Genomic DNA, 16,703 nt, shown 5'->3' with positions numbered 1-16,703 from the left:
TTCGGTGTAAAATAATGGTAATAAATTCATTATTTTCGTTAATTAGGTCTTCTTGAGAATAGCAGACCTCTTTTTTTTTGACAACAATCGGTAAACCCCGCACGCAGTAAGGGGTTTACCGATTGTTGTCACCCCGTCAGCTTGTGATTGACTCTCAAAAATTGTGTCACCTCTACTAATAGTTGCAAATGCTTCTGTTCTTGACTGCTGATTGAGGCTATGTCTACAACTTTCGTCAATACTGCTTGTTTCCTGATTAACAGATTAAGGTACTTTGTCGCAGAGATGGCGATCGCTATTTTTTTCATCAAGACTAACTAGATAATCACGTACCCAATTACAGCCTCGTTCCATCAACTCATCGAATGATTCAATTCGCCACAATTTAGGATTTCCCTGGCGATATCCTACCGTAGCCAACAGCTTTCCATCTGGGCTAAAACTGATGCTTCTGATCCAATCGTGATCCGTTTTCCATGTTGCTAAAAGTTCACCCTGCAAGTTCCACAAGTAAATGCTACCTTTTGCTCCAGTAGCCAATTGGTTCCCATCTCGACTAAATTGTACGAACTCGATAACATCTTGCTCCCCTGACCATTCTTTTACCAGATTTAAGAATTGCTTACCCTCTGTTTTCACTGGCTGACTCTGCAAATCCCAGAGTCGAACTTTACCATCACCTCCGACAGTTGCCAGCAGCTTGCCATCCACAGTACAACTTATACTCATGAGTCCGTTTGGATGTCCTTTTGATGTTTCTGCTAATTTATTGCCCCCCAAGTCGAATAAAAACGCATTGTCACCTTCCATAGTCCCTAGCTTGCCTTTGATCACTTGCAAACCCTTGTCCTTCAGATTGCAAGTGTCGTTCAAAGGTACATCCTCTTTTGCATTTTTTATAGCTTCACCCTGCAAGTTCCACCAACGGAGAGTACCATCATCTGTTGTAGTTGCTAACAGCTGACCATCTGAACTAAAACTGATACTCTGCACAGTATCTTGTTCAGCTTTCAATTCAGCTAACTGCTTACCTCGTAAATCCCATAAGTTTACTGTGTCATTATCTCCTGCGGTAGCTAATAGCTGGTTTTTCGGATTAAAACTGACGGTACTCATCGGTTCTCGTTTTTTTGTCAACTCTAGCAATAAACGGCCCTGCAAGTTCCGCAACTGGATACTCCCGTCTTTTCCGGCAGTAGCCAGTCGCTGACCATTGGGGCTAAAACTGACGTTCCAAGCGGATTGTTGCCATTGTGTCAAGTTGTTGCCTTGTAAGTCCCACAAGCTGACAAGATCGCTCTCTTCACCTGTAGCCATCTCTCCAGCTGTAGCCAGTAGCTTTCCATTCGGGCTAAAAGTGACACTCCTCAGCTTATATACTTGGTGGGGGAATTCTTTCAACAACTTACCCTGCAAGTCCCACAAGCGGGCTATACCATCGGCTCCAGCGGTAGCCAATTGCTGTCCATCTGGGCTAAAACTGACACTCCAGATCCAATTTTTTTCTGGTTCTGGCAATTTTCTCGATCGCCCATCCTGCCAGTTCCACAGGAGTGTGCCGTTCTTTCCTCCGATCGCCAATATCTGACTTTTAGGACTAAAATTAATACTCCTGATCCAACCTAAACCTGGATTCCATTCTTTTAACAAATTACCCTGCACATCCCAAACGCGAACAATACCTTCTTCTCCTGCGGTAGCGAATTGCTGACTGTCGGAACTAAAACTGATGCTCAAAATTTGACTTTGCTCTTCTTTCCAGCTTTTCAACAATTTACCCTGCAAATCCCACAAGCAGATCGTACCGTCATTTCCAGCAGAAACTAAGAGGTCGCCTCTTGGACTAAAACTTGCGACTATGCTAGTAACATTTTTTGAATGTCCTCTAAGGCGCTTTTCTTTAGCTGTATAAACTGCTTTTTGCAAGGTTAATTTCACTTGATTTTGGAGTTCGGAGTTTGATTTAAATAATTGAAAACGTAGATCTTGTAAAGACTTAGCTGCTCGCAAGCTATCGATTAAAGCATTTAGATTTTCGTTGGCTGTCAAGTTGGTTTCCGAGGCTTGTCTATAAGCATTGATTTTAGCGATCTCTGCTTCTTGAGAATTTGACATAGCCCAAATAGTTAAGCCACTGAATATTAATATTAGGGCGATCGCTCCATTCTGAAACCTGCGGCGATAGCGGTGTTTTCGCTCAACGCTGTACTGAACAAACTCCGCTTCTACTTGGTTAAACCATTTGTCCTGAGAATTGAGTTGCTCTTCCAATAAGTCGAGCCGAGGATTGCTATCCCAAAGAAACTCTTGTCGTTTCTTTTGGTAATTTTTTCTTTCGTCCGGTTTTTGCCACCAGAGTTTAACCAATTTACCAATGACTTTGTTACCAAAATTTTCGGATAACTCTAAAGTGCGATCGTACCAATGAACAAGAACTTCAACTTTTTCTCGAAAACCGATAGGTACTGGTTCTTCTTGGCTTTTCCACTCCTCAGCAGCCTCTGTCAGTTGACGCTGCAAGATTAACTTTGCCTCATTTTCATGTTTCCACTCCTGAAGCTTTGGCCACTGCCGCACTAGAATATCGTGAGCAGGTTCAGTATATCTATTGCCGTTAATATCCTTTCCTCTCACAAGTAACCGTGCTTGACAAAATCGATCGATTACCTCTTTAACTCGCGTATTTTCTTCTGGTTCTAGATAAACTAACTCGCTATCTAACACTTGTCTGCGAGCCAACTCACTTCCACCGATCGCCACCATCCGCAGCATAACATTACGAATTGTTTTAGCATAAGCATTGGCATTATCTCCTTGGGCTAATTTATTGTATTCTTCATTAGCTCTATTAGTAAGACTTTTCGTTACTCCTCCCAATTCTTTATAATTATCTTCAGTAATTACTCGATCGTTTCTTTTCCCTTCACTCACATCTTTGATATATTTCAAATAAAGTTCGCTTAGGGTAAACGAAAGCAGAGGTAGTCCTCCCGGCATTTGTATTACTTCATCAATTAATTTATCTACTAAACTTGGCGGTTCAAAATCCATTGCCTTAGCGAGTGCAGGTTCGACAATAATTTCTCGTAATTCCTCCCGCGTCATCGTCGTTTTTGACAGCAGATCGAATTTCGCACCCTCCCAATATGGCGCTAAAGCCGTATTACTGAACCGATATTCAAAATCGTCTCTTAGCGTCACCACAACTCGCAAGCTATTTGGAAAGTCTTTAAGTGCCTTGGCGAATGCCTCAAGAAACATTTCTTGCTCTTGCTCATCGGAGTTGCCAGTAAATAACTCTTCAAACTGGTCAATTACCAGTAGCAATTTGCAGTCAGGATGGTTTTCGCTTTCTAGCGCATCATTTAAAGCATAAAATGGAGATTTTTCTAGACGGATGAGAGGCAGTATACGCCAAGTACTTTGATTTTTTAACTTGGGAATTAATCCAGCTTTTACTAAACTAGATTTACCCAAACCAGAAGCACCCAAAACAATAGTTAATGTGTGTTCTTCTACAAACTTAACTAGGTTTTCAGTCAAAGCTTTTCTGCCAAAAAATTTGTTACTGTCTTTTTCTTCAAATGACTCTAAGCCTTTGTAAGGATTTGTTTTTTCAGTGAGAATCGGGGCTGTTGGCAATCGATCGCGATCAAAATTGGGAAGGGGAAAAATATATTGTCCTTTGTCGTGACGACCAAAGTCACAGATCCCAGGAGTTTGTTTGGAATTTCTTTTGGGTAATTCGCCGTCTAAATAAACATATAGTTCTGTGGCAGTAATTACACCATCTTTAGTAATATCAGCGTCTCCATTTAGCCCCTGAAATAACAGTTCTGCAAAGGGAGAATGACCTGAAATTTCACGATCAAACTGTCCAAAACGAGCCGAGGAATCAGCTGCTTTTTCATCGTGGGCAGCAGAGGTAATGACTTGCATAGCATAACCAGAGGTGTAGCGATCGTAACGTTCTTGGTAGAGTTTTTGCGATCGCCTTGCCTCTCGTTTCCGTGTCGCCCAGCGAAAAGTCCCTGCATTGCAGCAGTCAAGGACGATCAACAGATGGCGGCAAGGCAATTCAATCAGATCATTGTGGAGTCGCAACATTGATAGCCAAGTATTGTGATCGCTGTGTTCTCCGTCTTGGGGTATTAAGTAACCTGCTAGCCCCTCTGAGGTATCCAGCGGATCGGGAGCCTCGCCGTGTCCTGCAAAATAGAATAACAGGCGATCGTCCGATTCAACTTTTACTTTTTTTCCATCAGGAAATAGTAGTATATTCTGTTTAAAAGCCGTCAACAAATCATTGAGACGAGAGCGAGTCGCATCTGAATCCAACAGAAGCAGAACTTCGTATTGATATTTTTCTGTCAACAAATTAGCGAGTTGTCTAGCATCATTAGCCGCATTTTGCAGGGGCGGGATGCCGTTAATGTATTTGTCAATCCCGATAACTACTGCTAGAGAACGTTTTAATTCAGGCATAAATTTACCCTAACTACTTGCAGATTTAGAACTAAGGTATTTACTATTCAGCTATTTGGGAAAGAGTAGGTTCTTTTAGTGGCTTGAGTTACTATTTGAGCTTGGGAAAAGTGCCATTCCTATTGCATCTAACCCAGCTTTATCGGTAAAATAGCTCAGGTGATTGCAAGCGGCATCTGGCAGCAATATTCTGGGTTGAGGAGTGCGATCGCAACTAACACTTTTGATACTGGCGATACTAACCGCAATATCGTTAGGTTGACTGAAAAACGTCCAATCTATAACTCGATCTACAGTTTTGCCAAACAGGTTTTGTACCAGTCGCTGTACCGCACTGGATTTCTTGTTTGGATCGACTTCTATTGCTTTGGAAGCTAGCGAGCGATCGCCTGCAATAATTGTATAAGGAACTCCTGGATCGGCATTATTGGCAAGTTCTTGGAGAAACAGAGAATCTGGCTGCATTTGGTCGAGGGCGTAGTCGTTTTCTTCGAGGTATTCCAGCAATTGAGCTACTATTTTTGTAGGAAAACCAATTTCGGAAAGTTGATTTAAGCCAATTCCTAGCAACGTGAAAACCAAGTCTTGTAAGGCAGGCCAAGGAGAACCAGCATTAGGTGTACCTAACATAATTAAGTGTTGCACAATTTGATTGCCGCCTTCTCGTTCGATAAACCATCGCGATACCAACCCCCCCATAGAATGGGCTACAATATGCAATTGTTTGCCGTGATTTTTTCCCAAGCCTACTTTTTGAAGTTCCTTTCCTAAAAGTTCTCCATTCTCTTTAATTGTAGTTTGGATATTCTCGTAGTCAAAGGTCAAAACTAGGTCGTAGAGTTCTTTAACAGGATACTGTTGACCATCCACATTTACTAAAGTTTTACTGACGCTAGTAACCATAGTTTCAGTATCGCCAATAATGCCGTGAATGTAGAGAATTATTCGTTGGGATGCTTCTACTTTCGATTTAACTATCTCCAGATTTTTTTCGTAAGTTACCTTACCGTTTTCGCCAACATCAGCTACCGCTAAAATTGGATATTCAAAAGGTCTACCCAGTTTTTGATGGGCTACTTTTTCCATAAAAATCCGAATTGAACCTTTCAAGCTGCGACTGCTAACAGTTGGTGTTGGTTTTGCCAAACGTTTTAGTGTAATTTCTGTCTTGCCGTTACCGATTTTTTTACCCCATCCTAATGGCAAGAAAAACTCACCGTCATAAGCAAAAGGCAAGAGATGTTCATTATCAGCTAATTCTGTATTAACTAACAACTTGAGAGGTGATTCTGGCGTGATAACCGTGTAATCTTCTACATCACTTAACTCCAAAGCGCTTAAACCTGGATCTGTACCTCTGCTAGTTATAAAATAGAAAGATTCAGTGATTCGGGGCTGTTGTCGTAAAATCGAAGGTAAAACCAAATTGCCTAAATCTCTACTAGCTTGCGGTACAGTAGTAAGATTTACTTTTGCTTTCAAAGTCGGATGAGGTTGCACTTCAACAGCACCATTTTGCAAAAAAGTGCTGCGATTAGGTGCAATCAGTTTAGCATCCTGCGGTCGCACAATTGTAATTGTGACTTCCTTTGTCATCCAATCATCATAAGTGCTTGTAGCTCTCCTTGATTCGCGAGTATTCACTCTTTCCATTAAAGAATTAAGAGTTCCTTTATATCCGCCGATGAAACGATTAGCGGGAGGAGGATTGAATCCATCTTGTTCTACCGAACTTGCATCAAATTCGGCGGTACTGACAATTAGCTTTAAGATATCTTTGTACTCAGTAGTACCTCGCTCAAAAAATTCGTCTGGTACTATAAACTCCATTGCATAACTTTCAATTTCTGTGCAGCCTTCTGTTCCTTTCGGCACAAGCAGAATACTGCTTGTCAAATCAAAAAATTGTGCTGATATCGCAAAACTTTCTGAAAAGTCGAGGACATTACAGTAAAGCTTTTTATTGCTGCGATTTTTCAGTTTAATTCGCAGAGTTGGCGGTTGCCATTGACCATTTTCATAAGTGTACTCGACCCGCATCTCCGATGATGATATATTTCCATCTCTTTCCCCCGGCGAAGACTCTTGTTGCCCAGAGAGTAGAGTAATTTCCATTTCCACGTCATCGCTTTTAATGCTACTGGTAGCGGGACTGGAAAGATTCAGAAGGTTATGCCAGCGAGCAATCTGTTCTAAACAAACAATGACCTGAGAAGCATTTCGATCTGTGTAACCTACTTCTTCAATCTGTCCCGGAATTGGATCTACTAAAGGACGGTCATCTTCAGGCTGGAGAATCCAATATTGACCGTTTTTAGCTAATAGATGATAATCTGCTTCTTTGGCTTCCTCTACTTGACGCAAGTACAGTGAAGGCTGTTCGCTCACTGCCGCTGTTAGCAGTGCTTGCTGTGCTAATTCTACACCTTGAACTTCACTTTCTTCGCCTTTAATATAAATTTTTAAAGGAGGTAGAGGCCAACTTATCACTACTGCCCAATAGCTTTGAGTTTCTGATAGCTTATCGCCGCCATCAATAATTTCTACCTTACTGCGTTGCTGCTGTACTTGAGTCACTTTCGCTGTACCTAATGCGGCTGAAAGTTGGCGCAGTTGTTTGGAAGTGCTGCCTGCGGGGAAGAAGGCTAATAATGTATCTTCGTCATGAGATGGTTTAGGAATAGCGTGGATAGCGCCTCCGTCAATTACCCAACTATTTTGGCTTTTGCTGTGAGTTAAAGTGAAGTAAATAGGACGTTCTTCAATAGCACCGCCCAAAAAAGGTTTGTTTAACTCTTCTAGGCTAGTTGCTTCAACTTGCGGTGACTGTTCTTTGACTTTGCCGCACACGAGAGCGTTAATATTTCTCGCCAAATCTCGATAGGTTATATTGCCGTTCGTCCGCTGCAAAGTTTGCATTAAAAAGTAAGAAAATGCTCCTCTATGTTGGCCGTCTTCCACTTTATATTCTTTAGCCAGTTCGTAGTCTCTACAGGCAGAAAACATGATGTGTCTGCCTTGAGGCAGTACTACACCCGTCGTTTTCTTTTCCAGATTGTTAGGAAGATTTAATAGTTGGTTTAATGCGATTTGGTCATCAGCAAAAATAAAACTGCTTAAGGGGCGATCGCGATCGTCTACAGGCGATCGCCGCACTCCTATTTCTGCTGACAAATCTCTAGTTCCTGAGCCGGAGTGACAGCAGTCTAGAATCACCAAAACTTGAGGATTTTTTTGTGCAACTTTGGAGATCAGGTAAGCTAATTCTTTATCAGCTAAATCGCGACAGCCCTCTGTACGGCTGTCATAGCAAACTAATGTTTCGTCTAAGTGATCTGGTTCTAATTCCCACAATTCTTCTGGTGCTTTCTCTTGAGCACCGTGACCTGAATAATAGAACAGCACAATATCATCGCTGTCTGCCTTACATAGATGTTGCTGAAAGCTGTTAATAATTGCTTGACGAGTGGCATCCTGATTGAGGAGTATCCAGGGTTGGTCTATGGGTTCTATTAGTTTCCAACCGCTATGTTTGGCAATTCGTTCGCGCAGATATGTTTCTACTGCTTTAATGTCATTAACGCAACCTTTTAATGAAAAGATAGGTGGAGTGGAATGGGGATTATAGTCGTCAATGCCAACCAATAGTGCGTAGATGTTTTTAGCCATAATTTCCTTTCTTTATTGGGGGGTTTGTATTTTGAATATGTGATGGAGATGAATTCACAGTAATCCTAGTTTCGTTTCTGTCGATTTTTTAGATTTTTTAGATATTGTTCGCTCGCTTTAGTGTTGTTAACACAGCTTCGCAACGAAGAAACTGAGCCCGGATACTTATCGATTCCAACCAGTAGCGCATAGATGTTACGAGCGACATTGAATATCCCGGTCATGGTTGTCTCCTTGAAATATTCCCGTTACTTATCTATGGGTGTCAGTTCAGCCAAATATGCAGATGGAAATGAAAAGTTAGAAGACTTGCAAAGATTCCGTAGCTTCTGCATCCAAACGCTCAATAGAAGCTAAACGCACTGTTATATCTTGCAATATTCCTTGTATATTCTTTCTTTTTATAAAAACGCAGAATTACAGCACATTGCAGGTAAGTGAGGTACATCAAAAGAAATAGGGTGGTCATTGCCTACAAAATTTTGGAACTATTTGGAAAAGATAGTTTTAGGCAATGACCACCCTACTGTACGTCATAAACCTGAAATATGCTGTATAAGAGAGTTACCCCTAACAACTATCTAACTTGGGGTAGGTTCTATTTAGTTGGTGTTAGTGTTCAACATCAAATGGCATCAACACAGAGGCTGGCATCAGACAATGTGATACATTTCTTCTTGCAGCAGCCATGCACCACGACGATTATACATTAAAGATTATCTAGAAAATTTATCTTATTTGACTACCTGCCTCCTCAAGCGCAAATAGTCAAAAACTAATAATGAATAGGTTTTAGCTGTTTTGGATATCTCTATGTAAACGATGCGCTGACGCGCGGGAGAATTTAGGCTAAAGAATTTATCATTATGCCGCAAAGAAAGTATCCCATAAATAAATTTACTTGACAATATGTACATGGGCAGCTAACGAAAATATAGAATTCGCTTTTTCCTTTCTTTATAAAATAACTATCAACAAAACTTTGATTCTTCAAATGAATGCTAGCTCACTAATACTTCAGAAACTACTCCATACTTTAAAAATTCTCCCACCTCACTGGCGCATAGTTCCTGTCAATCACAGCAAACAACCTCTGGGATACTCATGGCAACAACACCCTTTTTCACCGCTTCAAATGATTAGCTCTCTGACTCACAGAGGCTCTGTTGCAGTGCTAGGAAAAGCTCGCCAACCTTACTACGTAATTCCTCCTGGTATAGGACTGCTGTGCGGTCAGACAGAAACAGAATTCTTACTAGCACTTGATATTGATGGTAACAGTGCAATGGCTTTGGTTGACCAATTATCTCGCGGTCAGGGTTTACCTTCTACTGTCGCCTTCACTTCTGGAAGAGAGGCCAGAGCACAATATCTATTTACACTTCCTTCTTTTTCAAAGATGTTCAAATCGCGCCGCATTATTACAGCCCCAGGTGAAGCCCTGGAACTTCGTGGCGAGGGACATCAATCAGTTCTCCCTCCATCACCCCATCCCCTGACTGGTCACTACCTGTGGATTAATGGACCCGATACTACTCCAGTAGCACCAGCACCCGATTGGGTTGTAGAACTACTGAGTAGACCTCAAGTAGAACCCCACCCATCACAAGGATTCAAAACGATTGTCCCAGTTTGCGATCGCAAATCCATCATAGTTGCCCCATCAAGAAATACCTGTGCAACCAGCATTACACTCGCTCGACTACTGCTAGAAGTAATCCATCCCCACTATGCAGACAACTATCAATCTTGGATTTTTATTGGCATGGCACTCAAATACATCAGCCATTCTCTCCTATCCGAGTGGGATACCTGGAGTCAACTAAGTAGCAAATACCATCCAGGTGAATGCCAATACAAGTGGGAAAGTTTTAGAGGCTTTGGAATCACCGATCGCACCCTACATTACTACGCTCTCCACTCATAATCCATGACCCAAAATTACCAACCATACTACTTAAATAACGACCAAAATCGCCTGCATTTTCTCACTCTGAACTATGAATTACTTGCCGCCGTTAGCTGGCAAGGCTATCTAGAAGAAGGTCGAGGATGCGTGGCAATTGATAATAGTTCCCACAACCAACTATCATCCAAAAATCCTGACAAACAACCCCAATGGAACTTAGATACTTTGCTTGGCTTTTACATCGGGGAAAACGGGAGTAACTTCCAAAATTTATTAGGAGGAAAATGGCCTGACAGAGAAACAAAACTCCGCGTAGCCCAGTACGATCCTAATTGGAAAGTATTGGCCTTAGTTTGGTTTGGAGGAAACAACGGAGACTTCTTAATCCAAGGCATTTCAATTCCCCAACTACCTCCACCGCTTTGTTACCAAAGACTACTTCCACGTCTAAAAGAATTTATCGTTTCTCCAGTATAAGCGAGATAACATAGCGCTGACGCGCTTGGCATCAATGGTGTTTCCTAACTTCTTTCATTCTGCCATTGATGCCAGTTTCTCATTATGTCTGTTATCAATCAAAACGGGAATCAGCCGATTTATATTCCCCCCAATTTATCAAACCTTTCTCCATCCATTGGAACCAGTTACTTTCAAGACAGTTCAAACGTAATTACAAAGAAGGTAATTAAAGTTCTAGCTCCTATAAAGCCCACATCTTCCACAACACCTTTCGATAATGGAACTTTAGTAACTAATGGTAATAACTTTGGCATAGTTAACAAAATTATACCTCATTCACCTACTCCTATCCAAATCTATTGGTGGTTAACCCCAAGTGAGGAAATCGAGCTAAAATTTTGGTATACCTTAGATGATTTAAGGGTGCTAAAAATTGAGCCATTACCTTTGTTTATTCCTCAAAAAACCTTTTTGACTATCCCGGCAGGTACTTTAGTACTTACAGAAAATGGGGAACTACTCCAATGGACAGAAACTCTCTTCTGGCTAAAACAAATCAACAATGATGGCTATTACCTACTCAATCAATCCCAAGAGTGGCTTTTCCCCCTGGAAAATTTCCCAGGTATACCCTTTGCTTGTGTGAATGAACTACCTTCAAAAGCAGTTCTGTCAGCAACTAAGCGCCTCAATTTCCCTCAACTCAAAATCTTTATTTCTCTATGGCTATCTCTCAACTCTCCTGTAGATATTCTGGAACTAATTTATCACAATGGGGAAACAGAAATTGATTTGAAATATCAATTTGTTCGTAGTGAATATTTAGTAGGGGAAGACTATCTGCAAACAGATTTAGATGCTGCCTGGAAAACAGGCTTTTCGTTACATTTGAAGGAAAGAAAAAGCTCAATTGGAATGTTTGGTTTTAAAGTAGACTCGCGCATAGTTCAATGTACTCCCAAAACTGTTAGCCACTCGCACAATAACCCTCATTGTACCTACGATTATCAATTTGGCGCTGTAATAGACCTAGAGCCTCGATCGGACAAACCAGTATCAATCCAGTGGGAACATAATGAAAGCACAGATAACTACACTCTACCAGAAATTAGAGCAAGTTTTATCAGCCAGATCGTCCTGGTAAAAATATCTAACCAAGTTGGCTATGAAATTAGTATCGATCGCAAATTTTACCAGGCTATCGTAGGCTTTGCATCAAAATCTGTAGCACATTCTTGGTGGCGAAAAATCAAAAAAGAACTGGGACATTTAAGCGACCTAAAACCCCACTATCATCCCTCTGTTCAACACTTAAAGAATCAGATGAAAGCCAAGTACTTTTATTTAGCTCAATTCCCCCATCAAAAAACCTTGAATGCGCGATTACGACATCTGCAAATTGTAGCCAACTGGGACTTAACTAAACATTCGCATTGATAGAGCAAAAATGAATGTAAATCCTCCTCTACATTCGTGGTACGCTAGTATTGTTATTAGCAATTCATCTGAAATACACTGCGACCATCTAGCTGTATGTCTATTGCTAGAATTAATCGGAAATTTGACTCAAGAACAAAGGTTTATTACTCCAATACTTACCAGTATAAACGCCTTAGCTACGGTAGTCAAAGCGCCAAATACTGAGGTAAAACAGTCCCTAGAACTTTTGCAGGAATTAAATTTCATCCAGATTAACTATCCCCATGAACCAGAACTGTTACTAGCTGGTTTAATTTACATCACATTGAATCGACACAAAATTTCTCAACTATCTGAAACAACAACAAAAAATGAGCGTAGTGGATATTTATATATAGTGCGTTCAGGATTGAGCAATCAATACAAAATTGGTCGCACTAATAACTTCCAGAAACGCCTAAAAACCTTACAGACATCCTGTGCTGTTCAACTGACTGTTGTGAAAATTTTCTTCTCCCTTGATGCAGTGTCTTTAGAGAAAACAGCACATGACAAATTTGCACATTTCCGACAGAAAGGGGAATGGTTTGAATTGAATTCCTCACAATTAACTCAACTATTATCCTGGCTGGAACGTTGCCATTAAAACTATGCCAAAAGTTTTCCTCAAAGCCGAAAGCAAAAGCTTTCTTAAGCAATGCGAACATTTATTTCCTGATGGTTTTCCTGTTACAGCAGCTACTCCTGAACGGGAAATGGACTGGTACTGGAAAACTAGTTTATTGGGGAAATTTAAGTTTACTTTAATTAACTTTATTCGTCATAAAAAATGGATTTGGCTTAATCCAAATGCTGACCCTCCGTTCTTTATTTTGGACAGTTATGCTCTCTTATTTCCGCAAAATCAAGCAGTGTTAAAGCTGCTCAAAAATCATTACTGGAACGGCATAATCCCTAAGTGGGTTGACCCAACTAACCCACTGAAAAACAGCATCAAAATTCTGGCTAGTGAGGTAGAAAGCTTAATAGCAGATTGAACACCAATAAGAAAAGAATTTACAAAAATGTCAGACCTGGAAACACAGTACAATTTTGACCAAAATACCATCGTTATCCACATTCAGTTGTTACCCAAAACTGATGCCAATCAACCTCGAACTGCGGTAGTAGGTGTAGGTATCCAAAATTCCCCACCTATCATTACTAACACTAATGTAGAACAGTTAGAATTACCTGCTCAAATTAATTCAATGCTGTCTCAGTTAGCAGCAGAACTTCCGCAAAGAAAAGCGGCTGCATTAGAGTTAATAGAGAAACAACAAACTGAGGAATTACAACAGAATTATCAACAGCGAAAAGTAGCATCACCCCCAACGACTTCATCCACTCAAACTAATACTAATCAAAAACACCAACTAACTTTGTTTTAAACTATGCCAATCATCATCCTTGAAGGTCAAAGAATTTCCCTGATTCCCGAACAATGTGCCACAGATGAAAGCATCGTCAATACCTTATTACCTTTCTATCCAGATGTTGCCAATGCAACTATTTCTAGAAAAGTTGTAGACGGTGAAGAACATATCGAAATCGTCAAAAAGGTGGGAACTAAAGGGAACTTCGAGCTTATCAAATCCCTGCAAACTGCACCAGAGTCAATTAATGGAGCACTTTCCCTTAGTTGGAAACTAAAGCAACTGGAAATTCAAGGTAAATTAACTTTAGAAACTCTCTTGAATATTTCGGAAGAAATTGAGTTAGCAATAGCACAAGGAGAACAAGCAACCAAAGCTACCAACAGTGCTCTAGCAAATTTAATAGCCTCTCCTCCCATCCCTTCTAAACATCCAATCCCTAACTTCTAAAATGTCAGTTACCACTGCTGCCATTACACATTTGCGCTCTTGTCAAGTCCCTGTTTCTGTTGCACAGGGACTTGATTATTTGACTCAATTAAAAGAAAGTGTTGTTTTACTTTCTCTCTACAAAACCAACTTTCCTTGTGAATGGGAAAAATCAATCGCACCTTTCTTTCCCCTGGCTTATAATTCTCCTTATTCTCTCAGAGAAATCCAATTTTTAGAATTAGTTGATTCTCGATTATTTCCTATTAATTTAGACTGTTTTGCATGGGATGAAAGGTTGGATTTTATCCCATTTTGGTCTCACGAACTGGATTTTTATCAAAGGGATATCGAAGAATTTGAGCCAAGTACACAATTTCTCATTTGTTTGTATGATTCAGCTTATTTACAAGGTGATTGGTATACTCATTTTGGCATTAAGCCGGGTCGAGTAGTTACCGCCGACCAAGTTGATTTCGACAAACTCAAGCAGCTATGTAACCAAGCTTCTGAGCCAATATGTTATTTCTATGAAGCTATCAGTATTATCGACCACAGTACAGGTAGTATTTGGCTTGATGAAACTGGGGAATCTGCTTTCTATTTTGAGTGGTCACAATCTAATCTTTCTATCTTAGCTGCTGATTGGTTAATCGCACAAAACTTTAACCAAAAAGCCGAACTACTTTGTTTGTGGTTGCAGGAAAGTAACCAGAACAAAATTTCCCTGATCCAACTTTGGAATGATGCTAAAAAAAGTAAATTATGACTTTAGCTAACTTAGAAAGTCGGTCGTTAATAAATGCGATCGCACCCAAAGACATCCTCGCTTCTCTCTACATTTTTGAAGGTCAATATTTACTAAAATATCAAGAAAATGACCAGATTTTTAGTAAATTTATTTCCTCAGAAGCCGTGCGAAATGCGTTTTCTCAATTACCAGTTGATTCTGGGTTTCTACCCCCTGGTATTGTTAGATGGGGAAGCATTAGCAAGGGAAGTTTCATTGTCAAATTTATTCCGCCAACAAGCAACAATCAATTTACGTTTGTTGAAGATAGTCAAAACCAAATTCTTTCTCTACCATTGCCCGAATTAGTGTTAATGGGTATAGGTCGGCAATATTTCCTTTGGGCAGTAAAGAGCAAGCAATTTGACCCAGATGCCAAAGTATTCCATGCTCCCTTACCTAATATTAACTCTTGGGGAGCCATCTGCTTTGGTAACAACTTTGTCCCTGATGTAAGCACCGAGACTATTGAATTTGTCTGGAAACTATTTGGTAGCAGTCCCTTCAATGGTGATAGCGTTACTGGCAAGTCAAAAGCATTTCCAACAGATATCAGAAAGCAACTACATTACCTGCACAAACGTCAAAAACGGAGTTATCCATTGCGGGACTTAGTTGATTACCCAAGTCGCTATAAAACCATTGGAGAACTTATCGAATTACTGGTGAAACAAAGTTATGAATCAACCACCTTTAATTAACTACTTAGTCGCTCAAAAAAACCCTATTCCTCCCTGTAATTCCTCTTTGTACGAATTCATTTTAGCAAACAATGGTGTATTGATTCGAGGCGAGAGAGATGGATTGAGTGTGATTGCGCCACTGGTTGAATGTAACATCCCTGGATTAGCGGAAATTGAACCACAATTTCATCTTCAATATCCTCTAGTTCCTCGAAAATTGCTAGAAGAAATATTGCGGCTTTCTCAACAAGCAGCACCTCATGAAATACTCTTCCATTTGTCCTACGAACAAACATGGAAACTTAGTATTCCTCCACAAACAAGGCAGGAATTATCTGTTACTCGGTTGGATAGTTCTCCTCATATTTTGATAGAAATTCACAGTCACCACATTTTACCTGCTAGCTTTTCTGACCAAGATAATTCTGAGGAATCAGGCTTCAAAATATATGGAGTCATCGGCACAATTTTTAGTCAACCAACTTTGCGATTGAGAGTGGGGATTTATCATCAAGTATTTTGGGAAATTCCTGCTCATTTTGTTTTCGAGATGCCCAGAGAAATTTATGATGCTACCTTAGTCGATTATGTCAGATTCCTCATACCCTAATGCACTTCCTATTCTCTTAACTCCTCACAAACAAATCCAATTTTTCTTGGTTGGATGTGGGGGAACTGGAGGATTTTTAGCACCGATGTTAGCCCGGTTGATTCTAGCTTTAGAAAAGGTTGGCATTGCAACCCAAGGAACCTTTGTTGATTTTGATGTAGTGGATAACCTTAACGTACCGCGTCAAAACTTTTGTGATGCAGATATTGGTTTCAACAAAGCTGAAGTTTTGGCAACTCGATATAGCCTTGCTTATGGAATTAAACTGGGTGCTTACACTAATTCTTTCTCTGGGGAAATCGTCAACTCACAATGGCAAAAGCTCATTATTTTGATTGGTTGTGTTGATAATAGTACAGCAAGGATTGAACTTAGCAAAGTTTTGGATTCAACAGACTATTATTATGCCAATCGGGAACTTCCCAGAGTTTGGTGGATGGATTGTGGTAACTTTGGTCAAGGTGTTCCGGCTGGACAAGTTTTGCTGGGTTCAACTAACGATTTTCAGCCAGAGAAAGCCTTTAACGACCTGAATAATCCTAACTTTTGTGTTAATCTTCCATCTCCTAGTTTTCAGCATCCTGATTTGCTTGTTCCACAACCAGAGGAATTATCAAATCAACAGCTTTCTTGTGCTCAAATAACTGCTGTGAATGCTCAGAGTCTCTTTATTAATCAACGAGTTGCTGCGGAGGCTATTGAGATGTTGTCACAGTTGGTGTTGACCAAAAGTTTACGACGATTTGCTACTTATTTCCATTGTGGTAGTGGAAGTAGTCGTTCTCGATATACTTCCCAAGAAACTCTTTTAAGTTAATAAATTGTCGGTAATAGA

At 40.3% G+C, this 16,703-nt stretch carries 13 protein-coding genes; 11 read left to right on the top strand and 2 right to left on the bottom strand.

What is annotated here, in order from left to right; translation table 11 throughout:
* Positions 1–264: 264 nt before the first annotated feature.
* Together ACE1CC_RS13190 and ACE1CC_RS13185 are read right to left on the bottom strand one after the other, a co-directional pair.
* On the bottom strand, positions 265–4,485 hold the full coding sequence (locus ACE1CC_RS13190) for an nSTAND1 domain-containing NTPase (RefSeq protein WP_413270896.1): 4,221 nt from the start codon (positions 4,483–4,485) through the stop codon (positions 265–267).
* Between the two features lie 75 nt (positions 4,486–4,560).
* Positions 4,561–8,154 carry a caspase family protein gene (locus tag ACE1CC_RS13185; RefSeq protein ID WP_413270895.1) on the bottom strand — a complete coding sequence of 1,198 codons (3,594 nt, stop codon included), beginning with the start codon at positions 8,152–8,154 and terminating at the stop codon, positions 4,561–4,563.
* 994 nt (positions 8,155–9,148) lie between these two features.
* Here ACE1CC_RS13185 and ACE1CC_RS13180 point away from each other — a divergent pair.
* The 11 genes from ACE1CC_RS13180 to ACE1CC_RS13130 all read left to right on the top strand — a co-directional run bounded on the left by ACE1CC_RS13180 (position 9,149) and on the right by ACE1CC_RS13130 (position 16,685).
* The gene (locus tag ACE1CC_RS13180; RefSeq protein ID WP_413270894.1) at positions 9,149–10,081 is read left to right on the top strand and encodes a bifunctional DNA primase/polymerase; all 933 of its coding nucleotides are present in this window, start codon (positions 9,149–9,151) and stop codon (positions 10,079–10,081) included.
* 3 nt (positions 10,082–10,084) lie between these two features.
* On the top strand, positions 10,085–10,540 hold the full coding sequence (locus tag ACE1CC_RS13175; RefSeq protein ID WP_413270893.1) for a hypothetical protein: 456 nt from the start codon (positions 10,085–10,087) through the stop codon (positions 10,538–10,540).
* Positions 10,541–10,624: 84 nt separating this feature from the next.
* Entirely contained in the window at positions 10,625–11,959 is a 1,335-nt protein-coding gene (locus tag ACE1CC_RS13170) for a hypothetical protein (RefSeq protein ID WP_413270892.1), read from the top strand.
* A gap of 10 nt (positions 11,960–11,969) precedes the next feature.
* Positions 11,970–12,587, top strand: coding sequence for a GIY-YIG nuclease family protein (locus ACE1CC_RS13165; protein ID WP_413270891.1), 618 nt, complete (start codon positions 11,970–11,972; stop codon positions 12,585–12,587).
* A gap of 4 nt (positions 12,588–12,591) precedes the next feature.
* Complete coding sequence (locus tag ACE1CC_RS13160) at positions 12,592–12,978, top strand: hypothetical protein (RefSeq protein ID WP_413270890.1); 387 nt, start codon at positions 12,592–12,594, stop codon at positions 12,976–12,978.
* 27 nt (positions 12,979–13,005) lie between these two features.
* The gene (locus ACE1CC_RS13155; RefSeq protein WP_413270889.1) at positions 13,006–13,371 is read left to right on the top strand and encodes a hypothetical protein; all 366 of its coding nucleotides are present in this window, start codon (positions 13,006–13,008) and stop codon (positions 13,369–13,371) included.
* A gap of 3 nt (positions 13,372–13,374) precedes the next feature.
* On the top strand, positions 13,375–13,806 hold the full coding sequence (locus ACE1CC_RS13150) for a hypothetical protein (RefSeq protein ID WP_413270888.1): 432 nt from the start codon (positions 13,375–13,377) through the stop codon (positions 13,804–13,806).
* Position 13,807: 1 nt separating this feature from the next.
* Complete coding sequence (locus ACE1CC_RS13145) at positions 13,808–14,554, top strand: hypothetical protein (RefSeq protein ID WP_413270887.1); 747 nt, start codon at positions 13,808–13,810, stop codon at positions 14,552–14,554.
* Positions 14,551–15,276 carry a hypothetical protein gene (locus tag ACE1CC_RS13140; RefSeq protein WP_413270886.1) on the top strand — a complete coding sequence of 242 codons (726 nt, stop codon included), beginning with the start codon at positions 14,551–14,553 and terminating at the stop codon, positions 15,274–15,276. The genes ACE1CC_RS13145 and ACE1CC_RS13140 overlap by 4 nt, the downstream gene beginning before the upstream one ends.
* Complete coding sequence (locus ACE1CC_RS13135; RefSeq protein WP_413270885.1) at positions 15,254–15,868, top strand: hypothetical protein; 615 nt, start codon at positions 15,254–15,256, stop codon at positions 15,866–15,868. Before ACE1CC_RS13140 ends, ACE1CC_RS13135 begins: the two co-directional genes overlap by 23 nt.
* On the top strand, positions 15,846–16,685 hold the full coding sequence (locus tag ACE1CC_RS13130; RefSeq protein WP_413270884.1) for a ThiF family adenylyltransferase: 840 nt from the start codon (positions 15,846–15,848) through the stop codon (positions 16,683–16,685). Before ACE1CC_RS13135 ends, ACE1CC_RS13130 begins: the two co-directional genes overlap by 23 nt.
* The last annotated feature ends 18 nt before the right edge of the window (positions 16,686–16,703 follow it).

The sequence above is a fragment of the Floridaenema aerugineum BLCC-F46 genome, assembly GCF_041929345.1.
Lineage (GTDB): Bacteria > Cyanobacteriota > Cyanobacteriia > Cyanobacteriales > Aerosakkonemataceae > Floridanema > Floridanema aerugineum.
Note: the sequence above shows the minus strand (reverse complement) of the source record. Positions and strands in the feature narration are given on the sequence as shown.